Below are 25,516 nucleotides of genomic sequence, written 5' to 3' on the forward strand. Positions count from 1 at the left end.
ATGAGCAGCCTCGGATCCCTCCCTCTCCCCGTGAGCCCGGACAACGATCCGCTGCGCGATCCGGCGCTGTACATCAACCGCGAACTGTCGCAGCTGGATTTCAACTTCCGCGTGCTGGCCCAGGCCATGGACCCGCAGGTGCCCCTGCTGGAGCGCCTGCGCTTCATGTGCATTTCCTGCACCAATCTCGACGAGTTCTTCGAGATCCGGGCCGCCGCCGTCCGCCACGCGCAGGAATACGGCCTGCCGCCGGCGCCGGACGGGATGAGCCCGCAGGCCATCCTCAACGCCATCCATGAACGCGCCGCCGAACTGGTGGACCAGCAGTACCGCTGCTGGAACGAGACACTGCGCCCGGCCCTGATGGACGCCGGCATCGGCGTGCTCGGCCGCCATTCGTGGAACCACCGGCAGAAGCGCTGGCTGCGGGCCTACTTCCGCAACGAGATCATGCCGGTGCTGTCGCCGCTGGGCCTGGATCCGGTGCATCCGTTCCCGAAGATCCTCAACAAGTCGCTGAACATCGTCGTCGTGCTGAAGGGCACCGATGCATTCGGCCGCGCCGGCCACCTGGCCATCGTGCGCGCACCGCGCTCGCTGCCGCGCATCATCCAGCTGCCGGAAAAACTCGGTGGCTCGCAGAACTTCGTGTTCCTGTCCTCGGTGCTGTCCACCTTCGTGGATGAACTGTTCCCGGGCATGGAAGTCCAGGGCGCCTACCAGTTCCGCGTGACCCGCAATTCCGAGCTGGTGGTGGACGAGGAGGAAGTGGAGAACCTGGCGCTGGCACTGCGCGATGAACTGGTCGACCGCGGCTACCGGCCGGCAGTGCGGCTGGAAATCGCCCATGACATGCCGCGCGAGATCGTGCGTACCCTGCTGCAGAACTTCGGCCTGACCGAGAACGCGGTGTATCGCATCGACGGCCCGGTCAACCTCAACCGCATCATCCAGCTGTACGACCTCATCGCGCAGCCAGACCTGAAATATCCGCCGATGACGCCGCGCACACTGCGCGACACCGATGGCATCTTCGAGACCGTGGCGCGCCAGGACCTGCTGCTGCACCATCCCTTCGATGCGTTCGCCGCCGTACTCGACCTGATCCGCCAGGCGGCGCTGGATCCGAACGTGCTGGCGATCAAGCAGACCCTGTACCGCACGGGCAAGGATTCGCTGATCGTCGATGCGCTGATCCAGGCTGCACGTGCCGGCAAGGATGTGACCGTGGTGGTCGAGCTGCGCGCACGCTTCGATGAAGAGGCCAACCTCGGGCTGGCCGATCGCCTGCAGGAAGCCGGCGTACAGGTGGTGTATGGCGTGGTCGGCTACAAGACCCATGCCAAGATGCTGCTGATCGTGCGTCGCGAAGGCCGCAAGCTGCGCCGTTACGTGCACCTGGGCACCGGCAACTACCACAGCGGTACGGCGCGCGCGTACACCGACATCAGCCTGATCACCGCCGATGCGGACATCGGCAATGATGTGCACCTGCTGTTCCAGCAGCTGTCCGGGCTGGCCTCGAAGATGAAGCTCAAGCGCCTGCTGCAGTCGCCCTTCACCCTGCATACCGGCATCCTGGCGCGGATCGAGCGCGAGACGCGCATCGCGGCCGCCGGCCGCCCGGCACGCATCATCGCCAAGATGAACGCCCTCAACGAGGCCCAGGTGATCCGCGCGCTGTACGCCGCCTCGCAGGCCGGAGTGCAGATCGACCTGATCATCCGTGGCGCCTGCACCCTGCGTCCCGGCGTCCCGGGCGTGTCCGACAACATCCGTGTCCGCTCCATCGTCGGCCGCTTCCTGGAACACAGCCGGGTCTACTGGTTCGGCAACGATGGTGCGCCCGAACTGTACTGCGCGAGCGCCGACTGGCTGGAGCGCAACCTGCTGCGGCGGGTCGAGACCTGCTTCCCGATTCTGGATCCGACGCTGGCCAAGCGGGTCTACCGCGAAGTCCTGCAGAACTACCTGGACGACAATCTCAACGCCTGGGAACTGGATGCCGATGGCATCTATCACAAGCGTGCCCCCGCCCACGACGAGGCCCCGCATTCGGCGCAGATGGCGTTGATGCAGGGTCTCTGACCCGGTAGGTGCCGGCCTTGGTCCGCACAATGCGTCCAATGTAGAACACCGGGGTCAGAGCCCGTGTCGTTCCGCCAGACCGCGGCCAACTTTCGAAGGCGGGGTGGGTCCGGTTGAGGGGGTGTGAGCGGCATGGATGCCGCGACCAAGCCCCCATGGATGGGTTTACGGCGTCCCCCTCAACCGGACCCGCCCCGCCATCCCTCAGAAAACCCGCTTTTGACGTTGACGTTGACGTTGACCTTGCCGGCCAGCGGCCGGCACTACCGAACGCCCCCCGACAAAATGTGAAGGCCATGCGGTGACGAGCACACCGCCCCTTCGGCTAACATTCGCCCATGCCGCATACCACCACGACTCCGCCCGCATTGCAGGATGGCGACCTGCTGGCCGCCATCGACCTTGGCTCCAACAGTTTCCACATGGTCATCGCGCGCTACACGCTCGGCCAGCTGCGGGTGATCGACCGCCTGCGCGAAACCGTGCGCATGGCCGACGGTCTGGATGGCAAGGGGGGCCTGTCGGCCGCGGCACGGCAACGCGCACTGGAATGCCTGGCCCGCTTCGGCCAGCGCATCCGCAATGTCCCGTCGCACCGCGTGCGTGCACTGGCCACCAATACCGTGCGCCAGCTGCGTTCACCGCAGTCGTTCCTGGTTCCCGCCGAAACCGCGCTGGGACATGCCATCGAAGTGGTGAGCGGCCGCGAGGAGGCGCGCCTGATCTACCTGGGCGTCGCCCATGCCCAGCCGCCCAAACCGGGCGAGCGCCGGCTGGTGATCGACATCGGCGGTGGCTCGACCGAGTTCATCATCGGCATGGGCATGCAGACCCTCGAGCGCGAGAGCCTGCAGGCCGGCTGCATTGCCAGCACCCGCCGCTTCTTTCCGGGCGGCAAGCTCAGCAAGAAGCGCTGGAAGGATGCACTGGCCGAGATCGGTCGCGAGTTCCAGCCCTTCGCCAGCAAGTACCGTGCGCTGGGCTGGCAGGAGGCACTGGGTTCTTCGGGCACCCACAAGGCGATCAGCGAGATCTGCGCGACGATGAAGCTGAGCAAGGGGGCGATCACCGCCGAAGCCCTGCCACAGCTGCGCGACGAGCTGCTCAAGGCCAAGAAGATCGACGACATCGTGCTGCCCGGCCTGTCCAGCGATCGCCGCCCGATCATCGCAGGCGGCATCCTGGTGCTGGAGGCGGCCTTCCAGGCATTGGGCCTGCAGAAGCTGCTGGTCAGCAAGGCCGCGATGCGCGAAGGCATCCTTTACGACATCGTCGGCCGTGCCGGCGAGAACGACCTGCGCGACGAATCGGTCGCTGCGCTCACCCACCGTTACGGCATCGACACCGTCCAGGCCGACCGCGTGCAGGACACCGCCCTGTCGCTGCTGGAGCAGGTACAGGAACGCTGGAAGCTCGACGCTGACGATGCCCGCATGCTCGGCTGGGCGGCACGCCTGCATGAGCTGGGGCTGATGATCGCCCACAGCGGCTATCACGTGCATGGCAGCTACGTGCTGGAACACTCGGACATCGCCGGCTTCTCGCGGCAGGAGCAGCAGATGCTGGCGGCCCTGGTCCGCAGCCATCGCCGCAGCGTGGGCAAGACCGCGTTCGACGCCCTGCCCGAGCGCCTGCTGCTGACCGCGCGGCGGCTGGCCGCGCTGCTGCGCCTGGCGGTGCTGCTCAACCGCGCCCATGAGGACGCACCGCTGCCGCCGCTGGAACTGACCGCCGATGACAACCGGTTGTCGCTGATCGTGCCGCAGGCGTTCATCGACGCCCGGCCGCTGCTGCGCGCCGACCTGATCGGTGAGACCGACGGCATCGCCGGCCTCGGCATCCAGTTCCGTCCCTTCGTTGCCTGAATACGCGTGCCTCGGCGTTACATTCGGTGACACTTTGCGCAATCTGGCGGCTTTTCCTGCTGCATCGCGTCAGCCCGTCGTTGGGGGTCGATCCGCGACGGCATCGTAAGCGATTGCTTTTGTTCACGTTTTGTGAAGATTTGTGACAAAGCGTTAATTTGTTCGACACGCCCTCTTTACACAGCATTAACCAACGAGACTACTATCGGGTTGCTGGTCCGGTCGCACGACCTTCCGGCTTCTTCGACGCCCTTTTTGGCGTCCGTTGCACGACCTGAGAGAGAGAGCTCGTATGACTTCACGCACCACCGCCCTGGGGCAGGCGATCCGCTATGCCCTGGCTACCACTGCAACGCTGGCGGCACTGCCCGCGTTCGCCCAGAGCGAAAGCACTGCTTCGCCGACCAACCTGGACCGTATCGAGATCACCGGTTCGCGTATCCGCCAGGTCGACGTGGAAACCGCCCAGCCGGTGTTCGCGATCAGCCGCAACGATATCGAGCGCCAGGGCTTCAGCTCGGTTGCCGACATCCTGCAGAACGTCACCGCGATGGGCAGCCCGGCAATCAGCCGCGCCAACGCGCTGACCGCGGGCGAGAACGCGGGCGGCACCTACATCGACATGCGCAACCTGGGCACGCAGCGCACGCTGGTGCTGGTCAACGGCAAGCGCCTGGGCATCAGCACGTCCGGCTACCAGGACGTTTCCTCCCTGCCGGTGTCGGCAGTGGAGCGCATCGAGGTGCTGAAGGACGGCGCTTCTGCGATCTATGGTTCGGATGCCATGGCTGGCGTGGTCAACATCATCACCCGCTCCAACGTCACCGGCGTGACCGCCAACGTCTACCACGGCCAGTACAGCGAGGGCGACGGCGCGCGCGACCGCTTCGACGTGGTCGCCGGCTGGAACAACGACCGCATCTCGCTGACCCTGTCGGCCGAGCATGCCGAAGAGAAGGGCGTGTGGGCACGTGACCGCGGCTTCAGCCAGTACGGCATGACCGATCGCCACCCGAACGACAGCAGCAACTGGACCACCATCAGCCAGTACGGCCAGTTCACCGGCGTGCGCGGTCCCGGCTGCAATGCGACGCCTCCGGCAGGCTGTGGCTACTCGCTCAACCGTGGCACGGACCCGACCAATCCGGCCAATTACCACCTCACCAGCACCACGCCCTTCACCGGTGACGTGAGCAACGCCAACGACCAGATGCACGTGATGTACCCGGTCAAGCGCGACTCGATCTACTTCGACGGCCGGTTCAAGATCACCGACAACGTCAACTTCCGCACCGAGCTGGGCTACAACCAGCGCGAGTCCACCCGCCAGATCGCGGGCTATCCGCTGCAGTCGAGCACCGCCGGTGTCGGCTCGATGTCGATCGACAGCTACTTCAACCCGTTCGGCAACCAGCACGGCTTCGCCACCCCCACCGCGGTGGCCTGGAACCGCCGCACCTGGGAAGTGCCGCGCGTGACCACCAGCGAGCTGAAGACCTACCGCGCGGTGGCGTCGTTCGACGGCTCGTTCGACATCGGCGAGCGTTACTTCGACTGGGAAGTGGGCTACCAGTACAACCGCAACGAGCTGGAATCGGTGGCGACCGGCAACCTGCACAAGGGTCGCGTCGCGGCCGGCGTAGGTCCGTCCTTCTTCAACACTGCCACCGGCAAGGTGCAGTGCGGCACGGCCGCTGCTCCGATCTCCTACGACGTCTGCAAGCCGTGGAACCCGCTGGTTCCGTACGGCACCACCGCTGCCGATGGCATCTATGGCAACGAAGAACTGCAGGCGTGGCTGTTCCCGGATGAGATCACCAAGGGCCGCACCACCTCCAAGAACTTCTTCGCCAGCATCGCGGGCAGCATCGTGACCCTGCCGGCCGGTGACCTCGGCTTCGCCTTCGGCGTGGAAAGCCGCAAGGAAGAAGGCAAGTACACCCCGGATGCCCTGGCCCAGACCGGCGCCACCACCAACCTCGCGGCTGGCCCGACCGGTGGCGATTACACCGTCAATGAAGCCTACCTGGAAGTGAACGTTCCGGTGCTGGCGGATCTGCCGGGCGCGAAGGAACTGAGCTTCAACGGTGCTACCCGTTTCTCGGACTACAACACCTTCGGCAACACCCTCAACAGCAAGTTCGGCTTCAAGTGGAAGCCGATCGACTCGCTGATGGTGCGTGGCACGTGGGCGGAGGGCTTCCGCGCCCCGACCATCAACGATCTGTTCGGTGGTGGCTCCGAGACCTTCGCGCAGTTCAGCGATCCGTGCGACACCCGCTTCGGTTCCTCGGCCTCCAGCGCCGAAGTCCGTGCGCGTTGCGCCCGTGACATCGCCAATGCCGATACCTTCCGCCAGCTGCGCCAGGGCGGCACTCCGGTGAACACCTCCACCGATGCCACGCCGGTGCCATTCACCTCCGGCTCCAATCCGCAGCTGACTCCGGAAACCTCGACCAGCAAGACGCTGGGCCTGGTCTGGAGCCCGAGCTTCATCCAGGGCTTCAACGCCTCGCTGGACTGGTGGAAGATCCGCATCGACAACACGATCATTGCCGATACGCCGACCCAGATCCTGCAGGACTGCTACGAAGCAGGCATCGATTCGCGCTGCACGCGCTTCCAGCGTGACCCGGTGACCGGCATCGTGACCAACCTGAAGTTCGGCAACCGCAATGCGGGCTTCATGGAAACCGAAGGTTACGACCTGGATGTGAGCTACCGTCTGGACACCCGGTTCGGCAAGTTCAACGTGAATTCGGCCACCACCTACGTGTCCAGTGCGACCTACCGCACCTCGAACGACAGCTCGATCGTTCCGATCGTCACCAATGGCATCGGCAGCGCCTTCCGCGTCCGCTCCAACCTGGCGCTGGGCTACGATCTGGGTGACTTCGGCGTGACCTGGACCGCGCGCTACTACTCGGGCGTGAAGGAGACCTGCTCCAACATCGGTCTGTATCCGGACGAGTGCTCGGATCCGGGCGTGTATGCACCGTGGTACAAGGGCTCGCGCAACTACAACGAGCGTGGTTCGGTGACCTTCCACGACGTGCAGTTCCGCTACAACCTGCCGTGGGATGCGACCGTCGCCGTCGGCGCCAACAACGTGTTCGAGAAGTCCGGCCCGATCATGTACAGCAAGCCGAACTCCGCGTTCTCGTATTACGGCGGCTACGACATCGGTCGTTTCATCTACATGAAGTACCAGCAGCGCTTCTGATCGATCGCACTGCGACGCTCCACGACCACGGCCCTTCGGGGCCGTGGTTTTTTTCTGGCCCCGGCCCCGCCGCCGGCGCTCCTGCGCGCCTGTCATGCCTGTGTCGCCAAGCCGTCATGTCGGCTACATCGCCAGGCCCGAGCATGCCGGGAAACCGGAGGCCCGCCATGCGCTATGCCATCGTCACCGAGACGTATCCGCCGGAAGTCAACGGCGTCGCACTGACCGTGCAGGGACTGGAACAGGGCCTGCGGGCGGCCGGGCACGAGATCGACCTGATCCGGCCACGCCAGGCCAATGAAGCGCTGGATTCCGCTCCCGGTACCCTGCTGGTGCCCGGCGCCGCCCTGCCCCGCTATCCCGGGTTGCGGTTCGGCCTGCCGGCCCCGATCCGGCTCGGTCGCCACTGGCAGCAGCAGCGCCCGGATGCGATCTATGTCGCTACCGAAGGCCCGCTGGGCTGGTCGGCGCTGCGTACCGCGCGACGCCTCGGCATCCCGGTAGCCAGCGGCTTCCACACCCGCTTCGACGAGTATCTGCCCGACTACGGGGTCGCCTGGCTGCAGGCCGCCGCGATGCGCTGGATGCGCCGCTTCCACAACCAGGCCGACGCCACCCTCGTGCCCACCCGCGAGCTCCAGCAGTTCCTTGCCGAACAGGGCTTCGAGCGCGTCCGGCTGCTGGCCCGCGCGGTCGACAGCCAGCAGTTCGACCCGGGCCGGCGTGACCCCACCCTGCGCGAAGAATGGGGTATCGACGGCAATGGCCTGGCAGCGATCTACGTCGGCCGCATCGCCGCCGAGAAGAACCTCGGACTGGCCGTGAAGGCGTTCCGCCGCCTGCAGCAGATACGGCCGAAGGCGCGCTTCGTCTGGGTGGGCGACGGACCCGCACGGGAGAAGCTGGCGCATGAGAACCCCGACTTCATCTTCTGCGGCATCCAGCGCGGCGAAGCGCTGGCCCGCCATTTCGCCAGCGGCGATCTGTTCCTGTTCCCCAGCCGCAGCGAGACCTTCGGCAACGTGACCCTGGAAAGCATGGCCAGCGGCCTGGCCACGGTGGCCTTCGATTACGGCGCGGCGCGTGAGTACCTGCGCAACGGCGAGAACGGTGCCGCCGTGGACAACGACGAGCAGTTCGTCGAAGCGGCCGTGCAGCTGGCCAGCGATGACACGCTGCGCCGCGAACTGGGCAGCCAGGCCGCACGGGCGATGAAGCGGCTGCATCCGCAGCAGGTGGTGGCCGAGTTCGATGCGCTGCTGGCCGAGCTGGCGAACACCCGGAGGACCGGCCATGCGCACCACGCCGCTTGAACTGCTGCGCGGCAGCGAAACGCGCCTGTGCCGGCGGGCGAACCACTATTGCCGGCGCCGCCGCGTGCGCCGTCTGTTCTCGATCATCAGCCGGCTCGGCGACGGCGTGTTCTGGTACGTGCTGATGGGTGTACTGGTGGCGATCGATGGCTTCGACGGGCTGCGCGCATCGGTGCACATGGCCGCCACCGGCCTGGCCGCGCTGCTGCTGTACAAGGGCCTCAAGCGCTGGACCCGGCGCCCCCGCCCATATGCCGCCGATCTGCGCATCCGGGCCTGGGTGGCCCCGCTGGACGAGTTCAGTTTCCCGTCCGGGCATACCCTGCACGCGGTGTCGTTCACCATCGTGGCGTTGGCCTATTACCCCTGGCTGGCGCCGCTGCTGGTGCCGTTCACCCTCGGCGTGGGCCTGTCGCGGGTCGTGCTGGGCCTGCATTACCCCAGCGATGTGCTGGCCGCCACCGGCATCGCCGCACTGCTGGCGTCGGCCAGCCTGGCCTGGCTGCCGCTGCCGGTGTGAGGGTCACTGCCGCCGCGCTGGCGGGCCATGGCCCGGCGCTACCGGTATCCGCGATGACCTAGAATGCAGGCATGACCACGCTGTTCATTTCCGACCTGCATCTGGACCCGAGCCGTCCGGAAATCACCGACCTGTTCCTGCGTTTCCTGCGCGAACAGGCGCCCGGCGCGGACGCGCTGTACATCCTGGGCGATCTGTTCGAGGCCTGGATCGGCGACGACACGCCCTCACCCGCCGCCGATGCGGTGGCCGACGCGTTGAGGACGCTCGCCGACAGCGGCGTGCCGGTGTACTTCATCCGCGGCAACCGCGATTTCCTGCTTGGCGAAGACTACGCACGCCGTGCCGGTCTGCGCATCCTGCCCGACCCCTGCGTGATCGAGCTGTACGGCCGTGCGGTGCTGCTGCAGCACGGCGATCTGCTGTGCACCGACGACATTCCCTACCAGCAGTTCCGCGCGCAGACGCGCGATCCGGCATTCCAGGCGCAGTTCCTCTCGCAGCCGCTGGCCGCACGCATTGCCTTTGCGCAGAAGGCCCGTGAAGCGAGCCAGGCACGGCAGTCGGAAATGAAACAGGGCGACCGCGCGCAGTTCGAGACAGTGACCGACGTGGCCCCGGCCGAAGTGGAGGCCACCTTCATCCGTCACGGCGTGGACACCATGATCCACGGCCACACTCACCGCCCTGCAATCCATGCGCTGCAGGCCGGTGGACGCAGCTGCACCCGCATCGTTCTGGGTGACTGGTACGAGCAGGGCTCGGTACTGCGCGTGACCCCACAGGGCTGGACCCTGGATTCGCTGACCTGAGGGTCGCCCCGCCCACGGCAGCGCACGACACTGAGTCGTGCGCCCCGGGTGCCGGTTACCGGAAGCCGGCGATGGTGTGCTTGGTATTGACCAGCACGCGCTGGTTGTCGGCGGTGCTGGCTGTGCCCATCGGGATGCCGTTGTAGCTGATGTTCGGATTGGACCAGTAATTCAGGCGCGGGCAGCTGCGGGTGCAGTTGTACGCCATGATGGTGCGCCAGCCGGTACCGCTGGACGGCTCATAGCGATAGCCATGGCCATAGGCGTACGGCGACGTGCTCGGATCGTTGGCGAGATCGTGCCGCGCGCTCTGCAGGTGGCCGATCTCGTGGGCGAACGAGTAGTAGCCGGTCGCGCAGTCCCAGTACACCGCCGCGAACGCGGTGGATGCGCTTGAGCCGATGCCCGAGGCCAGGCCGCAGTACGACGCGTTGTTGATCAGCAGCACGCCGACATCGGCCGTGTAGGTATTGCGGCTGCTGTGGATGCTGTCCATGTAGCCGTCGCTGGTGCCGCGGAAACGTGCCAGGTCGGTATTGAAGTCGCCGGATTCGCTGTAACTGGTGGTCTCGTAGCGGGCCAGCTGCAGCGTCAGCCCGACATTGCTGTTGGTGTAGCCCTGGTTCGACTCGGCGACCGCCAGCTGCACCAGCGACTGCATGTTGCCGCCATAGGCGGCGACGGCGGCATTGGTGGCCACCACCAGTACGCGGATGGTCGCCGGCGTTCCCGAAGACGCCTGGGCAATGCCGATGCGGTCATCGGCCGGCAGCGGAATCTTCGGCAACTGGTTGTAGTCGGCCGGGTGGTCGGCCGGCATCCGCGATTCATCCACTTCCACAAGGACGTGGCGGTTGCCGAGCGGACGCAGCCGGTAGAGTTTGCCATCCTTGCGGATCGAGCCGGTCAGCGTGTCGCCGGAGCGGACCAGGATCACCGAATTGCCAGGGTCATCCTGTCCATTGGAGGTGGCCGCCTGCAGCCTGCCCGACGCGGAGCGGAGCTGGCCGTACCAGACAGAGGCGCCGTCGGGCAGCGTTTCGACCTTGCTGCGTACCGCCTGCACCCGCTGGCCAAGCAGCTCGAACTCCAGCTGCGGCTGCGCGGTGGCAGCGGCATCGACCCGCACTTCCTGCACGGCGGCCGTGGACGGCGTCGCCAGCAACCGGCCCAGCGCAGGTTCACTGCTTGCCGATGCACGACTGAGTACCGTCACCGGCTCGAACAACGGTGCAGCACCGGCGGCCGCAACCACCGACATTCCCAGCAACAGGCCACCCGCCGTCTTGCCAATCGATCTGGACATCATTTCGTCGCTCCTTGAATGAAGAGAACAGCAGTGATGCAGCACGACCCGTTGTGTCGGGTTCGGCCATCTGGCCTGCGCAGGTCGTGTGAATTCAATAGGCGGTGGGAATGAGAATCTGGATCTGTGATCGACCGCATCTGCGTTCAGTCAGGTCAACAGCGTCGCTACACTTCGCCAACACACCGCTTTCGCGCTACCGTGACGTAGCCACGACGGGGAATGCACATGGCACCAGCGCAGGACACCCATGACGATGCCGCCGTGCTGCGGATTGGTCTGTTCTTCGATGGCACCCGCAACAACGCGCACAACCTGGCGCGCGGACACGTCCAGGTGCCGCAACCCCGCCCTGCCGTGCTGCGCGCCGACGATGATTCGACCTATCAGAGCCGGCTGACCAGCAGCTACGACAATGGCCTGACCAACGTCGCACGGCTGCACCGGTTGTATCCGGACAGCCGCCAGGAGACGCTGCCGTTCCCCTCGCTGGCCATCTACGTGGAAGGGGTGGGCACCCGCGATGATGCCGAAGACGATCTGCTGGGACTGGCCTTCGGCATCGGCGCCAGCGGTGTGCGTGCCAAGGTCGAGCGCGCGCTCAACGAGCTGTTGCCGGCAGCATTGACCAGCGTGTCCGCGCGCTGGCACAGGCCCGTGCAGGGCGTGCAGCTGGATCTGTTCGGATACTCGCGCGGGGCGGCGGCGGCGCGCGATGCCGCCAACCGCTTGCAGGCCTGGGATACGGCCCGCTGGCAGCAACTGCTGCAGGAGGCGGGGCTGGTCTGCGCCGCCGGCTTCGCGCCGGCACGGCCGCTGCTGCGCTTCATCGGCCTGTTCGACACGGTCGTCGCCGTAAGCGGGGGCAGAGCCGATGAGCGACCACGCGTCGCCCTCTCCGCCGACATCGCCGGACGTGTCGTGCAGCTGGTCGCGCGCGACGAACATCGCCAGCACTACCCGCTCACGCGGGTGGCCGCCGCGCACGTGGAGATCGCACTGCCCGGCGTGCACGCCAACATCGGCGGTGGCTACAACCAGACAGAGGAAGGACCGAAGCTGCTCAGTCGCCCACGCCGGCAGCAGCTGCGCCGGCCAGGCGTGGCCGACTACCAGGTCCCCCCGCTTGCACAGCTTCAGGCCACGACGGTGTACGCCGAGGCACAGGCGGATGCCGAACGCTGGCGGCAGCAGCTCGGGCTGGGCGAAAAGGAGGTGTGGGTCGATGTCTGGCACCAGTGGCAGCAGCAACGCCGCGCCGGCAGCCGCAGCGTGCTGCTGTCGCCGGTGTTGTACGTCACCGCGGCAGTGGTGCTGCGTCGGCGCATCGACTGGCGTTACCAGTTGGTGGCCCTGCAGGTGATGCAGCAGCAGGCCATCGCCGCCGGCGTACGCTGGCGCGCGGATGCCAACGCGGTTACCGGCTGGGAACTGCCCGACGCACTGCTGCCGATCGCGCGCCGGCTGATGGCCGGCCAGGCCCTCACTCCGGCCCAGGAAGCACTGCTGCGCAGGCGCTACCTGATGCAGTCGGCACACTGGAATTTCGACGCACTGGGCGATACCGCGCTGACCTATGCGGCCGATGCCGGCGTGAGCGAGCTGCCGTATCGACCCGGTCCCGGCCTGTTCTACATCAACCGCCCCACCGTGGATGGCAAGCGGGTGGTGCTGCCGAACACATGAGACGCGCCCGCGCAGGGCGGGACTGGGCTCCCGCGTTGCCGGTCAGCCGGCCTGTTCGACCAGGTTGGCCAGTTCGTCGGCATCGAAACCCGCCAGCAGGCGGGCTTCCAGGTTGAACGGACCGTGCAGGTAACCGCCTGCGAACTCGACCAGCAGTGCCTTGAAGCGTGCGCGCGGTTCGACGCCGGCACGTTCGCAGTACCAGCGGTACCAGCGCGAACCTGCGGCGACGTGCGCCACTTCCTCGCGCAGGATGATCTCCAGCACATCCGCGGTCTCGCCATCGCCGACGTTGCGCAGCTTGTCGATCATGCCCGGTGTCACGTCCAGGCCGCGCGCCTCCAGTACGCGGGGCACCAGCGCCATGCGTGCCAGGCCGTCATGTGCGGTCTTCTCGCACATCTCCCACAGGCCGTTGTGCGCAGGGAAGTCGGCGTAGTCATGGCCATGGGCCAGCAGGCGCTCACGCAACAGCATGAAATGCCGCGACTCGTCATCGGCACAACTGACCCAGTCGGCATGGAAGGCTGCGGGCAGGCCGCGGAAGCGATACACGGCATCCCAGGCCAGATCGATCGCATTGAGTTCGATGTGGGCGATGGCATGGATGAAGGCGGCGCGCCCTTCCACGCCACCGAGGCCACGCCGCGGCACCTCGCGCGGGTGGACCAATAGCAGACGGTCCGGCCTGCCCGGCATCCGGATCGGCTCCGGTGGCGGCGCATCCACCGCCACCTTCAGCCGCCCCGCACGGAATGCCGCAGCATGGGCCTGGGTCAGGGCCACCTTGCGCAGCGGATCGGCTTCTGCGAGGCACTGCTGCGCGGCACGCAGCAGGTCGCCACCGACGTCGGCCACCTCGACCACGCCCTTGGCCTCAGGCGCGGCGCTTGTGCTTGGCGTCGTCCGAACGCAGCTGCTGGATGCGCTCGAAATAGCCCGGTTCGATGCCGGTGGGATAGTGGCCGTTGAAGCAGGACGAGTCGAAGTTGCGCAGTGCGGGGTTGCCCTCGCTCACGGCCGCTTCCATGTCTTCCAGATCCTGGTAGATCAGCCAGTCGCAGCCCAGGTGGGCCTCGATTTCTTCCACGCTGCGGTTGTGCGCGACCAGTTCTTCGGCAGCCGGCATGTCGATGCCGTAGATGTTCGGGAAGCGCACCGGCGGCGCGGCACTGGCCAGGTAGACCTTGCGTGCGCCCGCATCACGGGCCATCTGCACGATCTGCTGGCTGGTGGTGCCACGCACGATCGAGTCGTCCACCAGCAGCACCACCCGGTTGCGGAACTCCAGGTGGATCGGGTTGAGCTTGCGCCGCACCGACTTCACCCGCTCACCCTGCCCCGGCATGATGAAGGTGCGGCCGATATAGCGGTTCTTGATGAAGCCTTCGCGGTACTTCACCCCAAGCACATTGGAGATTTCCAGCGCCGCATCGCGCGAGGTGTCCGGAATCGGGATGATGGTGTCGATGTCGTGGTCCGGGCGCAGGCGCAGGATCTTCTCGCCCAGCTTGATGCCCATGCGCATGCGCGCCTTGTGCACCGAGACATTGTCGATCATCGAATCCGGGCGGGCGAAGTACACGTACTCGAAGATGCACGGCGTATGCTCGGCCGGTTCGGCGCAGATTTCCGAGAACAGCTCGCCACGCGCGGTGATGACCAGCGCTTCGCCCGGCTGCACGTCGCGCACGCGCTGGAAGCCGAGCACGTCCAGTGCGGCCGATTCGGAAGCGACGATGTACTCGTCGCCCTCGGCATGGCTGCGCTTGCCCAGCACCAGCGGACGGATGCCATGCGGATCGCGGAAGGCAACCAGTCCCAGGCCCAGCACCACGCTGACCACCGCGTAGCCGCCCTTGCAGCGACGATGCACCCCGGCCACCGCGCGGATGGCGGCTTCCGGACTGAGCTGGCGCTGCTGTTCCAGTTCGTAGGCGAACACGTTCAGCAGCACTTCGCTGTCCGAATCGGTGTTGACGTTGCGGCGGTCCTGCTCGAACACCTGCTGGCGCAGGGCCTCGGTGTTGATGAGGTTGCCGTTGTGCGCCAGGGCGATGCCATACGGCGAATTGACGTAGAACGGCTGCGCCTCGTCCATGCCTTCCGAACCGGCCGTGGGATACCGCACGTGGGCGATACCGACGCTGCCCTCCAGGGTGGACATGGTGCGTGCGTCGAACACGTCGCGGACCAGGCCGTTGGCCTTCTGCACCCGCAGGCGGCTGCCATTGGCGGTGGCGATGCCTGCCGCGTCCTGGCCGCGATGCTGGAGGACGGTCAAGCCGTCATACAACTGCCCGGCGACGTTCTGGTTGCCGACGATTCCGACGATGCCACACATGGTGCGAGGTCTCCGCTGGGCTGTGCCCAGTTACAAGGAAGGTGGCCGTGCCTGGCCTGGGGTCCCGCCCGCGGCAGGCGCGGGCCGGGCCGGACGCGCGGGCGCCGGCTCGATGTTGCTGGGCAGTGTGGGGGCCAGCCGGGGCTCCCGCTCCACGTCCACGGGCCGCGGCCATCCGCCGCCCGCCACTACCTCGTTGAGAACGCCATTATCGCCTGTCGGCGCCGGCTTGCCCAATACCTGCGAGGAGGTGGGGGCATTCTCGAGCAGGGGCAAGGGCAGTGCCCCCGGCAGCAGGCCGTCCAGCGGCAGCGCCTGTGGCAGCATGCCGTCCAGCTGCGGCAGCTGGGCCTGCATCCAGGCCACCGCCGGCTGCAGCAACGGCCGCACCTGCGACTGCTGCCATGCCGGCTCAGCCGGCAACGCGGTGAAACCGGCCAGCAGCAACAGCACGCTGGCGAAGAACAGGCCGCGGACCAGGCCCAGGGCACCGCCCAGCAGGCGATCCACGCCGCCCAGCAGGGTCAGTTTGATCGCTGCCTTCAGCAACAGCCCGACCAGCCCGACCGCCACCACGGTGAGCACGAACACCCCCAGATAGCCGGCCAGATAGTGACCCGTGCCGGGTGGCTGCGGCGCCGCCCACCAGTGCGATGCCTCATTGCCGAAGGTGAACGCCATCCAGCCGGCCAGCAGCCAGGACACCAGCGCGACCACCGTGCCGACGAAACCGCGGATGAAGCCGAACAGCACCGACGCACCGATCAGCACGCCCAGCACGATGTCGATCACGCTGCCCGCTCCTGCCGACGACAGCGGCGGACAGCGCGCGTGATCACGGGTGCGGTCGGACCATGCCGGCCACGCCGACCTTGGCCGCCACCTGGGCCTTCAGCTGCTCGGCATCGGCGCGGTTGGCCACCGGCCCGACGCGCACGCGATGCAGGGTGCCCTTTTCGGTGCGGACCTGCTCGACGAAGGCACTGAATCCGGCAGCGCGCACCTTGTCGCGCAGCGCGTTGGCGTCGTTGGCCTGGCCGAACGCCCCCAGCTGGACCGCAAAACCGACACCGCCCGCCGCCGGCGCGGCCGGGGTTTGCGGTTGCGGCTTCGGCTCGGGCTTGGCGACCGGCTTCGTCGCCTCCGGCGTCGCGGTTGCCTTCGGTGCTTCAGGCCTGGCGGCCGGGGTGCTGGGCGGCAGGCTCTCGCTGCGTACCGGGTTGCCCGTGGCCGACGGCGTGGACGCCGCCGCCGGGGTGCTGGCCGACGGTGCCGGCGGCGCCGCAGCAGCGGCGGCCGGCGCAGCCGCAGCTGCGGGCGCATCCAGCGCGATCACCTCGGCATGGACGTCGGAGCGGATCTTCACCGCCTGCAGCCGGGCCGCCTCGGCCTGGGCGCGATCGGCATACGGTCCGACGCGCACGCGCCACGCCTGCCGGCCGTTGATGGTCGCCGCCTCGGCAAAGCCCGGCAGCTGCGAACGCTTCAGATAGGCGATCACCGCATCGGCGTCGGCCTTGCTGCCATAGGCGCCGAATGTCACCGCATAGTTGCCGGCGGCCACCGCCGGCGAGGTGTCCACGGTCGGCGGCGTGGCGGGCGCGGCTGCGTCCTGCAGCGGTGCGGCCTGGCCACTCTGCAGGCCGGTGGCACCCCCGGCCGGGGCGACCAGCGGCAGCTCACGGGTCTCGAACTGGCCGTCGGCGGGCGCATTGGGCGCTGCGATCGGCACACTGGCGACGCCACTGTCCGGCGCCGGCCCCTTCACCAGCATCGGCAGGAAGATCACGGCGAGTGCCACCAGCACGATGGCACCAATCAATCGCTGTTTCAGAGGCGTATCCACGTGAGGCAGGCAACTGTCCGGGGGTTGCGGTCGATTATACGGGTGCCGGACCGGACGGCGTCGGCGTTGGCTGAACGTGGATCAGGGCGCGGGCTGCAACCACTGCAGGGCCGCAGCGGCCGTGTGGAACGAGCCGAATACCAGCACGCGGTCGCCTGGCTGGGCCTGCGCCAGCACCTGCGTCAGTGCCTGCTCGACAGTGCCGGCCAGCCGTGCGGTGACCGCAGCGGTGCCGTGCAGGCGTGCCTGCAGCTGCTGCGCGCTCTGTCCGCGCGGACCTTCCAGGCCGGCCAGCGTCCACTCATCCACCACATCCTGCAGCGCCTGCACCACGCCTTCTGCATCCTTGTCCTGCAACGCGGCATAGACCGCCAGGGTCCGGCCCGGGACCGCTTCGGCCTTCAGCGCGCGTGCCAGCTGGCCGGCCGCCTGCGGGTTGTGACCCACATCGACCCGCACCTGCACGCCATCACGATCGAATGCCTGCAGGCGACCATTGATGCGGGCCGCGGCGATGCCAGCCGCCCACGCCGCGCGTGGCAGCGGCCGGTCCAGCGCGCGCAGCGCGGCAATGGCCGCGCCGGCATTGGCCAGCTGGATCGGACCGGCCAGCGCCGGGGTCGGCAGTTCCATGCGCAGGCCGACATCGCGCCAGCGCCAGCGCTGGGCATCGATCGGCTCGTAGAAGTAGTCGCTGCCGCCGCGGATGGCGTTCGCGCCCAGCAGATAGGCCCGTGCCAGCACGCTCGACGGCGGGTCGGTCTCGCCCAGGATCACCGGTTTCCAGCCGCGGATGATGCCGGCCTTTTCCGCACCGATCGCTTCACGGTCCTCGCCCAGCCACTCTGCATGGTCGATGTCCACCGTGGTGATCACGGCCACGTCGGCGTCGACGATGTTGACCGCATCCAGGCGCCCGCCCAGCCCGACTTCCAGTACCGCCAGATCCAGCGCTGCCTCCGCGAACAGCTGCAGGGCGGCCAGCGTGCCGTACTCGAAGTAGGTCAGGGTGATGTCGCCACGCGCAGCTTCGACGGCGTTGAATGCCGCCACCAGAGCGGCATCCTCCGCCTCCTGCCCATCGATGCGCACGCGTTCGTTGTAGCGCAGCAGGTGCGGCGACGTGTAGGCCCCCACCTTCCAGCCTGCAGCGCGGCCGATGGCCTCGATGAAGGCGACCGTGGAGCCCTTGCCATTGGTCCCACCGACCACGATGGTGCGCTTGGCCGGCGCGCCCAGTCCCATCCTCGTGGCCACGGCGCGGACGCGCTCCAGGCCCATGTCGATCATCGCCGGGTGCTGGCGTTCAATGTAATCCAGCCATTCGGCCAGGGTGGTCGGCAGGTTCATCACGGCAGCGGTTCCAGCAGCAGCAGGGTGGTTCGATGTGGACAGGGATCAGAGGGCGCGGTGCTTGGCTTCGCCGAAGAACGGGGTGTGGTGGGCACAGTCGTTGAGGCGCACGACCTCCAGGCTCTCCAGGTCTGGACCTTCAAGCAGGTTCAACGTGGTCGGTGCCTGGCGGAAGGTCCACAGCCGCGACAGCGGCAGGCCCAGCACCCTGCACAGGATCACCCGGTTGACGGCATCGTGGGCGACCACCAGCAGCGTGTCGTGCTCGCCGAGGCCCTCGCTGGCGCGTGCCAGGCCGCGCCAGCTGCGCTCGAGCACCAGGCGCAGCGACTCGCCGCCCGGCATCAGCACGGTATCGGGTTCCTCACGCCACGCCTTCAACCGCGACGGGTCCTTCTCGTTGATCTCGCTGGCCAGCAGGCCTTCCCACTCGCCATGGGCGATTTCCTGCAGATCCGGTTCGGTCTGCAGCGTGCCGGCACGGTCGGCGCCGAGGGCCAGCTGGGCGGTGCGCTGGGCGCGCGACAGCGGCGAGGCCACCGCACGGGTGATGTCCACGGATGCCAGGCGGGCGCCCAGCGCCTGGGCCTGGGCTTCGCCGATGGGCGAAAGCGGGATGTCGATCTGGCCCTGGTAGCGGCCTTCGGCGTTCCACGGGGTTTCGCCGTGGCGGGCAAGCAGGATGCGCATGCGTGCAAGGAGTCCTGGGGGGAGGAGAGGGCCGCGTTTCGTTCACATCCTGTGAAGTACGCGGAACAGGGATGATACCTGTTCGGCGCATCGCGCCGGTCGGGACATGAAAAAACCCCGCGACGGGGATCGCGGGGTTTCGGTACTGCAGACGGATTCCGCCGGGCATGGCCCGGCGGCGCCAGCATGAACCTTACTGCGCCAGGTTCAATTCCTTCAGCAGCTGCGGCGCGGGGGCCACTTCCTGCATGATCCACTGCATGTAGCGGCTGTCCACCGCGATCATGCGGGTCATCACCGGGTCGAATACCCAGTTGGAGCTGACCGATTCCCAGTTGCCGTCGAAGGCCAGGCCGACCAGCCTGCCGTGCGCATCGAGCACCGGCGAACCGGAGTTGCCACCGGTGATGTCCAGATTGGACAGGAAGTTCACCGGCACCGAGCCGATCCGCTTGTCCTCCAGGCCGCCATACCGCTTGGCCTTGACCGCATCCAGCAGGGCCTTCGGCGAGTCGAACGGATCGACGCCGGTTTCCTTCGCCGCCACACCTTCCAGCGTGGTGAACGGGGTGTACTGGACACCGTCCTTGGCATAGCCCATGACATTGCCGAAGGTGATGCGCAGCGACAGGTTGGCATCGGGATAGACGAACTCGCCCTTGCTCTTCTTGTAGTCCGCCACCGCCTGCAGGTACAGCGGACGGGCCGTCAGCGATTCACCTTCGCGGATCTTCCTCTGTTCTTCCTGCTTCAGCAGGGCCGGCATCACGGCCACGGCGTACTGGATGGCCGGATCGGTGCTGGCCTCGAAGGCGGCACGGTCGGCCTTGAACCACTTCAGGCGTTCATCGAGGCTGCCCAGCCCGGTGCCGGCCAGCTTCTTCACCAGGCCGTTGACGGCCCCGGCATCGCTGCCGCCCAGCCACTGGTTGAGAACCGCGTTGTTGCGCTGTGCCGCCGGCAGCGCGACGTACTGGTCCAGCCAGTACTGCTGCAGCTGCTGGTCCATGCTGGCGACGTAGCGACGGTCCATCTGGCGCAGATTGCCTTCCAGGGTCGGCAGGTCGCGCTCCTGATAACCGGCTTCACGCTCGGCGTCCGGCTTGGCGCGTTCGATCGACAGGCGGTACAGCGACAGCGCGGCGCCCACGGCCGAGGTGTTGTTGAACTGGCCGACGAACAGATCGCGCTCGCGGGTGCTCTTGCTGGTGTCCAGGTGCTTGAGCAGCTGGGCGTGAGCGGCCAGGGCCGGCTTGCCCGCTGCGCCCTGCTGCTTCAGCCAGGCCAGCACGGCGGCCTCTTCGGCCCGCTTCTGCCCGGCCGCGTCGATGCGCTTGAAGCCTTCCAGCTGGCCGACGTAGTTCTTGGCCACGTTGTTCATGCTGGCCGCCGTGTTGGCGTACTTGACCTTGACGTCGGCGTCGGCCTTGCCGGCCTTGTCGATCAGCGCCAGCACTTCGTTGTAATGGCGGGCGATGGTCGGGTAGGTGAACTCGGCGGTTTCATTGAATTCGCCGGCCAGCGCATAGCGGTTGGTGCGGCCCGGGTAGCCGGCCACCATCACGAAGTCGTCCGCGCCCAGCGGCTGGTCGGCGAACTTCAGGAAGTGCTTCGGCTGGTACGGCACATTGTCGGCCGAAAACGCGGCCGGCTTGCCATCCTTGCCCACGTAGGCGCGATAGAACGAGAAGTCGCCGGTGTGGCGCGGCCACATCCAGTTGTCGACGTCGCCGCCGAACTTGCCGACGCTGCCCGGGGGCGCATAGACCAGGCGCACGTCCTTGATTTCCATGTTGCGGAACAGGCGGTAGGTATTGCCGCCGGAGAAGCTGTACAGACGGCAGCGGAAACCGGCGTCGGCTTCACACGCGGCAGTCTGGGCCTTGTCGAACGCTTCCAGCGCGCGGGTGCGGGCCAGCGGGTCCTTGCCGGCGGCGGCGATGGCGGCCTTGGCCTGGTCGGTGACGTCGGTGATCCGGTCCAGCACGAACACGCGGGCGTTGGGACCGGCGCTGAGTTCGTCCTTCAGGGTCGGCGCGTTGAAACCGTCCTTGATCAGGTTCTTCTCGGCGGTGGAGTTGAGCTGGATCGCGCCGTAGGCACAGTGGTGGTTGGTGACCACCAGGCCCTGCGGGGAGACGAAGCTGGCGGTGCAGCCGCCCAGCGCCACCACCGCGCCCATCGGGTCGCCGGTCAGGTCGGACAGCTGTTCCGGCGACAGTTTCAGGCCGGCCTTCTGCAGCGGGCCGGCGATCTCCGGCAGCTGCTGCGGTACCCACATGCCTTCGGCGGCATGGGCGACCTGGACCAGCCCAAGGCTGGCGACGACGGAGAATGCAAGCAGGTTCGAGCGCATGGAGCGGCCCCTGGTAGTGGAACCTTCGATTGTAGCCCGCCCCCCTGCCCTGTCCCGAACCCCGGAAGTCATGGCCCCCGGCCCGCCGGGCATGGCCCGGCGCTACCCGCACGATTTCCCGATGGCGCGGGACCATGCCCCGCGAGCGCGAGCCGCCCGATTTCCCGGTAGCGCCGGGCCATGCCCGGCGAGCACGGCGGTCACGTTCGAAACGCCCGCCGGCGCACGCCTTTCGTTCCGCCAGCGCGCCCGCAGCGCAACATTGGAATTCCGCGCAGACCTCTATAATCCGCGCTTTCCCCCTGATGAGTTCCACCCCGATGGCGCAGCAAACGATGAAGGCCCTGGTCAAGCGCGAAGCGGCCAAGGGTATCTGGCTCGAAGAGGTCCCGGTGCCGACCCCGGGCCCGAACGAGGTCCTGATCAAGCTGGAAAAGACCGCCATCTGCGGTACCGACCTGCACATCTACCTGTGGGACGAGTGGAGCCAGCGCACCATCAAGCCGGGCCTGACCATCGGCCACGAATTCGTTGGTCGCATCGCCGCGCTTGGCTCGGCGGTGACCGGCTATGAGGTTGGCCAGCGCGTCTCGGCCGAAGGCCACATCGTCTGCGGCCACTGCCGCAACTGCCGTGGCGGCCGCCCGCACCTGTGCCCGAACACCGTCGGCATCGGCGTGAACGTCAATGGCGCCTTCGCCGAGTACATGGTGATGCCCGCCAGCAACCTGTGGCCGATCCCGGACCAGATTCCGTCCGAGCTGGCGGCCTTCTTCGACCCGTACGGCAACGCCGCGCACTGCGCGCTGGAGTTCGACGTGATCGGCGAGGACGTGCTGATCACCGGCGCCGGCCCGATCGGCATCATCGCCGCGGGCATCTGCAAGCACATCGGTGCGCGCAACGTGGTGGTGACCGACGTCAACGACTTCCGCCTGAAGCTGGCCGCCGACATGGGCGCGACGCGCGTGGTCAATGTCACCAACACCTCGCTGAAGGACGTGATGAAGGAACTGCACATGGAGGGCTTCGACGTGGGCCTGGAAATGAGCGGCAATCCGCGCGCCTTCAACGACATGCTCGACTGCATGTACCACGGCGGCAAGATCGCCATGCTCGGCATCATGCCCAAGGGTGCCGGCTGCGACTGGGACAAGATCATCTTCAAGGGCCTGACCGTGCAGGGCATCTACGGCCGCAAGATGTACGAGACCTGGTACAAGATGACGCAGCTGGTGCTGTCCGGCTTCCCGCTCGGCAAGGTGATGACCCACCAGCTGCCGATCGACGACTTCCAGAAGGGCTTCGACCTGATGGAAGAAGGCAAGGCCGGCAAGGTGGTACTGAGCTGGAACTGATCACTCGCGCCTCCGGCGCGACCGCCTAATTCCCCCGCGTTTCACCTTGTCCCCGCGCCGTTGGCCGGCCCACACAGTGCCCGACGCCAGACACGAAAAAGGCACCTCCAGGGGTGCCTTTTTCGTTCGATGTCATGTGCCGGCTACTGGCCTACCGCCACCGTGAACACCACCCGGTTGTCGGCCAGCTTGCCGCTGTTGTCGCGGCCGTTGCCGTCGGTGCCGTAGTAGCCCAGGCCGAGGGTGAACAGACCCCAGGTACGGGCCACGCCAACGTTCCAGTCGGTGTAATCCTTGGCAATGCCCTTTTCGAAGGTGCTGCGGCCGACGCTGGCGCTCAGCGTGAAGTCCTGCGGCAGGCCCCACTCGCCCCCCAGCGCGTAATACCAGCCATCGGTGCTGCTGTTCCACACGTCGTTGCTGTAGGCCACCGTCAGCTTGTAGGTGTCATCCAGCGTGGTGGTGGTGATCAGCTCGTTGTAGTTCAGCTCGCTGGCGCCGGGGTAGGTGTAGCGGTTCAGCAGCACATCGAAGTTCACGCGCTCGGTGGCGTCAACGCCGTAGCCGATCTGGTAATCCACTTCGACGCTCGGGTCGCCCGGGCCGAAGTCCACGCCCGATCCCCAGACACCGGCATACAGGCCGACCGGGCTGGTATAGGTGAAACCGGCCTGCAGGGTGGGATCCTCATCGGTCTGCGACACACCACGGAACAGGTAATCCGACACGGCGGTAACGTTCCAGCTGTACGGCGATTCGCTTTCCTGGGCGCTGGCGGCAAACGGGGCCAGGGTCAGGGCGGCGGCAAGGGCGAGGCAGGCACGAGCGTGCTTCATGGTCGTCTCCGGTGGGGGGCGGTGGCGTGCAGGGCAGTTGCGGGAACCGGAGCCAGAACGGGCCGGTTCACGATTTTTTAACCCGTTTGCTATTGCATTGCAACATGTGCCAGCCATGGCGGGGCCTGCCTGCCGCCGGTCGCCAGCCATCGATGCCCGGTAGAATCGTCGGTTTCCCGTGCTGAGCCGTGCCCACGCCATGACCGACGCCTCCTCCGCCCTGACCCGCCACTATGCCGAGGAACTGGACGCCATCCGCGCCCAGGGCCTGTTCAAGTCCGAGCGGATCATCACCAGTCCGCAATCGGCCGAGATCACGCTGGCCGATGGCCGCAAGGTGCTGAACTTCTGCGCCAACAACTACCTGGGCCTGGCCGATCATCCCGACCTGATCCAGGCCGCCAAGGATGCTCTGGATACCCACGGCTTCGGCATGGCCTCGGTGCGCTTCATCTGCGGCACCCAGGACCTGCACAAGCAGCTCGAGAAACAGATCGCCGATTTCTTCGGCAAGCAGGACACCATCCTGTATGCGGCCTGCTTCGATGCCAACGGCGGCCTGTTCGAGCCGCTGCTCGGCGAGAACGATGCGATCATCTCGGACGCACTGAACCACGCATCGATCATCGACGGGGTGCGCCTGTGCAAGGCCAAGCGCTTCCGCTACGCCAACTGCGACATGGCCGAACTGGAAGCGCAGCTGCAGGCCGCAGACGCCGCCGGCTGCAGGACCAAGCTGATCACCACCGACGGCGTGTTCTCGATGGACGGCTTCATTGCCCCGCTGGACGAGATCACCGCGCTCGCGAAGAAGTACAACGCGCTGGTGCACATCGACGAATGCCATGCCACGGGTTTCCTGGGCGCCACCGGTCGTGGCTCGGCCGAAGTGAAGGGTGTGCTGGAAAAGATCGACATCATCACCGGCACTCTGGGCAAGGCCATGGGGGGCGCACTGGGCGGCTTCACCTGCGCCAGCGCCGAAGTGATCGAACTGCTGCGCCAGCGCTCGCGCCCGTACCTGTTCTCCAACTCGCTGCCGCCGCATGTGGTCGCCGCCGGCATCAAGGCCTTCGAGATGCTGGCTGCCGCCGACGACCTGCGCGACCGGCTGGCCGAGAACACCGCGTACTTCCGCGGGAAGATGACCGCCGCCGGCTTCGACGTGAAGCCGGGCGTGCATCCGATCAGCCCGGTGATGCTGTACGACGCACCGTTGGCGCAGAAGTTCGCCGAGCGCCTGCTCGAGGAAGGCATCTATGCGATCGGCTTCTTCTTCCCGGTGGTGCCCAAGGGACAGGCACGTATCCGCACCCAGATCAGCGCCGCGCACAGCCGCGAGCAGCTGGACCGCGCGATCGACGCCTTCTCCCGCATCGGCGTCGAGCTGGGCGTGATCAAGGGTTGATCGCCCCGAGGGGCAGCGCCGGGCCATGCCCGGCGGTTTCCCGACAGCCGCGCCATGCGCTCGCCGGGCACGGCCCGGCGCTACCGGAATGACGCGCAATGCGCGTCATTTCTTTTTCTTCTTGTCCTTCGGCTCATCCTTGCTGGCCACCACGACCGGCTTGGCGGCAGCGTCCTGGCCATTGCCACGGGCGACGCGGATGCCATTGGCCTTCATCCATGCATCGAACTCGTCGGCGGTCATCTTCCTGTCGCCGTCGCTCATCAGGAAGCGGTAACTGCCGCGACCATCCAGTTCCGGGGTTTTCACTTCCACCACCGGGGTTTCGGCAGGCGTTTCCGTCTTGGCCATTTTCGTGTGGCCACCGCAGGCGGCCAGCAGCACGATCGGCAGCAGCAGGCCGGCACAGCGCAGGGTTCGGTTGAGGGACAAGTGGTACATGGGCAGGCTCCGTTCGGGATTTCGACGACCAGACGCCCCCTACGCCTGGAACGGTGACCGGCATCCGCCGG

The 25,516-nt window shown here is 67.0% G+C and carries 19 protein-coding genes; 9 read left to right on the top strand and 10 right to left on the bottom strand.

Annotated features, from left to right (window positions below; all coding sequences use genetic code 11):
- The 6 genes from ppk1 (at position 1) to lpxH (ending at position 9,821) form a co-directional block, all read left to right on the top strand.
- Positions 1–2,088 (top strand): polyphosphate kinase 1, encoded by a 2,088-nt coding sequence (ppk1, locus tag ACVOKU_RS06060; RefSeq protein ID WP_053519438.1) that lies wholly within the window; start codon positions 1–3, stop codon positions 2,086–2,088.
- Positions 2,089–2,426: 338 nt separating this feature from the next.
- A complete protein-coding gene (gene ppx, locus ACVOKU_RS06065; protein WP_053519439.1) occupies positions 2,427–3,953 on the top strand; it encodes an exopolyphosphatase in 1,527 nt (508 codons plus the stop codon).
- A 292-nt stretch (positions 3,954–4,245) separates the two neighbouring features.
- Complete coding sequence (locus tag ACVOKU_RS06070) at positions 4,246–7,176, top strand: TonB-dependent receptor domain-containing protein (protein ID WP_481559384.1); 2,931 nt, start codon at positions 4,246–4,248, stop codon at positions 7,174–7,176.
- Positions 7,177–7,343: 167 nt separating this feature from the next.
- On the top strand, positions 7,344–8,489 hold the full coding sequence (locus tag ACVOKU_RS06075) for a glycosyltransferase family 4 protein (protein WP_053519441.1): 1,146 nt from the start codon (positions 7,344–7,346) through the stop codon (positions 8,487–8,489).
- Positions 8,470–9,009, top strand: a complete 540-nt coding sequence (locus tag ACVOKU_RS06080; RefSeq protein WP_053519442.1) for a phosphatase PAP2 family protein — start codon at positions 8,470–8,472, stop codon at positions 9,007–9,009. The genes ACVOKU_RS06075 and ACVOKU_RS06080 overlap by 20 nt, the downstream gene beginning before the upstream one ends.
- A 71-nt stretch (positions 9,010–9,080) precedes the next feature.
- Complete coding sequence (gene lpxH, locus ACVOKU_RS06085) at positions 9,081–9,821, top strand: UDP-2,3-diacylglucosamine diphosphatase (protein ID WP_053519443.1); 741 nt, start codon at positions 9,081–9,083, stop codon at positions 9,819–9,821.
- 55 nt (positions 9,822–9,876) lie between these two features.
- On the opposite strand, the gene ACVOKU_RS06090 is transcribed toward lpxH, so the two are convergent.
- Positions 9,877–11,130 (bottom strand): M12 family metallo-peptidase, encoded by a 1,254-nt coding sequence (locus ACVOKU_RS06090; RefSeq protein ID WP_481559385.1) that lies wholly within the window; start codon positions 11,128–11,130, stop codon positions 9,877–9,879.
- Between the two features lie 225 nt (positions 11,131–11,355).
- On the opposite strand from ACVOKU_RS06090, the gene ACVOKU_RS06095 reads away from it, so the two are divergent.
- Complete coding sequence (locus ACVOKU_RS06095; protein WP_481559386.1) at positions 11,356–12,813, top strand: DUF2235 domain-containing protein; 1,458 nt, start codon at positions 11,356–11,358, stop codon at positions 12,811–12,813.
- 42 nt (positions 12,814–12,855) lie between these two features.
- Here the strand turns inward: ACVOKU_RS06095 and ACVOKU_RS06100 are convergent, their stop codons facing one another.
- From ACVOKU_RS06100 to ACVOKU_RS06130, 7 genes are all read right to left on the bottom strand, one after another.
- Entirely contained in the window at positions 12,856–13,680 is an 825-nt protein-coding gene (locus ACVOKU_RS06100; RefSeq protein ID WP_481559387.1) for a ferritin-like domain-containing protein, read from the bottom strand.
- Positions 13,681–13,690: 10 nt separating this feature from the next.
- Positions 13,691–15,157 (bottom strand): amidophosphoribosyltransferase, encoded by a 1,467-nt coding sequence (gene purF, locus ACVOKU_RS06105; protein WP_065175938.1) that lies wholly within the window; start codon positions 15,155–15,157, stop codon positions 13,691–13,693.
- Positions 15,158–15,187: 30 nt separating this feature from the next.
- Positions 15,188–15,949: a CvpA family protein gene (locus ACVOKU_RS06110; protein WP_481559388.1), complete on the bottom strand. Its 762-nt coding sequence runs from the start codon at positions 15,947–15,949 to the stop codon at positions 15,188–15,190.
- Positions 15,950–15,992: 43 nt separating this feature from the next.
- Positions 15,993–17,003, bottom strand: a complete 1,011-nt coding sequence (locus ACVOKU_RS06115; protein ID WP_481559389.1) for an SPOR domain-containing protein — start codon at positions 17,001–17,003, stop codon at positions 15,993–15,995.
- Between the two features lie 81 nt (positions 17,004–17,084).
- The gene (folC, locus tag ACVOKU_RS06120; protein WP_481559390.1) at positions 17,085–18,356 is read right to left on the bottom strand and encodes a bifunctional tetrahydrofolate synthase/dihydrofolate synthase; all 1,272 of its coding nucleotides are present in this window, start codon (positions 18,354–18,356) and stop codon (positions 17,085–17,087) included.
- A gap of 45 nt (positions 18,357–18,401) precedes the next feature.
- Complete coding sequence (locus tag ACVOKU_RS06125; protein ID WP_053519451.1) at positions 18,402–19,046, bottom strand: histidine phosphatase family protein; 645 nt, start codon at positions 19,044–19,046, stop codon at positions 18,402–18,404.
- 193 nt (positions 19,047–19,239) lie between these two features.
- Positions 19,240–21,402 (bottom strand): S46 family peptidase, encoded by a 2,163-nt coding sequence (locus ACVOKU_RS06130; protein ID WP_481559391.1) that lies wholly within the window; start codon positions 21,400–21,402, stop codon positions 19,240–19,242.
- 335 nt (positions 21,403–21,737) lie between these two features.
- Here ACVOKU_RS06130 and tdh point away from each other — a divergent pair, with 335 nt between their 5' ends.
- A complete protein-coding gene (gene tdh / locus ACVOKU_RS06135) occupies positions 21,738–22,760 on the top strand; it encodes an L-threonine 3-dehydrogenase (RefSeq protein WP_053520036.1) in 1,023 nt (340 codons plus the stop codon).
- 143 nt (positions 22,761–22,903) lie between these two features.
- Here tdh and ACVOKU_RS06140 read toward each other — a convergent pair whose 3' ends face one another.
- Positions 22,904–23,596 (bottom strand): TorF family putative porin, encoded by a 693-nt coding sequence (locus tag ACVOKU_RS06140; RefSeq protein WP_128989467.1) that lies wholly within the window; start codon positions 23,594–23,596, stop codon positions 22,904–22,906.
- 199 nt (positions 23,597–23,795) lie between these two features.
- On the opposite strand from ACVOKU_RS06140, the gene kbl reads away from it, so the two are divergent.
- Positions 23,796–25,004, top strand: coding sequence for a glycine C-acetyltransferase (gene kbl / locus ACVOKU_RS06145; protein WP_340044547.1), 1,209 nt, complete (start codon positions 23,796–23,798; stop codon positions 25,002–25,004).
- A 105-nt stretch (positions 25,005–25,109) separates the two neighbouring features.
- On the opposite strand, the gene ACVOKU_RS06150 is transcribed toward kbl, so the two are convergent.
- The gene (locus ACVOKU_RS06150; protein WP_481559392.1) at positions 25,110–25,445 is read right to left on the bottom strand and encodes a hypothetical protein; all 336 of its coding nucleotides are present in this window, start codon (positions 25,443–25,445) and stop codon (positions 25,110–25,112) included.
- Between the last annotated feature and the right edge of the window lie 71 nt (positions 25,446–25,516).

The sequence above is a fragment of the Stenotrophomonas sp. STEN147 genome (assembly GCF_056757995.1).

Coding starts and splice junctions, on each gene's coding strand:
- ppk1 (WP_053519438.1), top strand. CDS start 1: ATGAGCAGCCTCGGATCCCTCCCTCTCCCCGTGAGCCCGGACAACGAT.
- ppx (WP_053519439.1), top strand. CDS start 2,427: ATGCCGCATACCACCACGACTCCGCCCGCATTGCAGGATGGCGACCTG.
- ACVOKU_RS06070 (WP_481559384.1), top strand. CDS start 4,246: ATGACTTCACGCACCACCGCCCTGGGGCAGGCGATCCGCTATGCCCTG.
- ACVOKU_RS06075 (WP_053519441.1), top strand. CDS start 7,344: ATGCGCTATGCCATCGTCACCGAGACGTATCCGCCGGAAGTCAACGGC.
- ACVOKU_RS06080 (WP_053519442.1), top strand. CDS start 8,470: ATGCGCACCACGCCGCTTGAACTGCTGCGCGGCAGCGAAACGCGCCTG.
- lpxH (WP_053519443.1), top strand. CDS start 9,081: ATGACCACGCTGTTCATTTCCGACCTGCATCTGGACCCGAGCCGTCCG.
- ACVOKU_RS06090 (WP_481559385.1), bottom strand. CDS start 11,130: ATGATGTCCAGATCGATTGGCAAGACGGCGGGTGGCCTGTTGCTGGGA.
- ACVOKU_RS06095 (WP_481559386.1), top strand. CDS start 11,356: ATGGCACCAGCGCAGGACACCCATGACGATGCCGCCGTGCTGCGGATT.
- purF (WP_065175938.1), bottom strand. CDS start 15,157: ATGTGTGGCATCGTCGGAATCGTCGGCAACCAGAACGTCGCCGGGCAG.
- ACVOKU_RS06125 (WP_053519451.1), bottom strand. CDS start 19,046: ATGCGCATCCTGCTTGCCCGCCACGGCGAAACCCCGTGGAACGCCGAA.
- ACVOKU_RS06130 (WP_481559391.1), bottom strand. CDS start 21,402: ATGCGCTCGAACCTGCTTGCATTCTCCGTCGTCGCCAGCCTTGGGCTG.
- tdh (WP_053520036.1), top strand. CDS start 21,738: ATGAAGGCCCTGGTCAAGCGCGAAGCGGCCAAGGGTATCTGGCTCGAA.
- ACVOKU_RS06140 (WP_128989467.1), bottom strand. CDS start 23,596: ATGAAGCACGCTCGTGCCTGCCTCGCCCTTGCCGCCGCCCTGACCCTG.
- kbl (WP_340044547.1), top strand. CDS start 23,796: ATGACCGACGCCTCCTCCGCCCTGACCCGCCACTATGCCGAGGAACTG.
- ACVOKU_RS06150 (WP_481559392.1), bottom strand. CDS start 25,445: ATGTACCACTTGTCCCTCAACCGAACCCTGCGCTGTGCCGGCCTGCTG.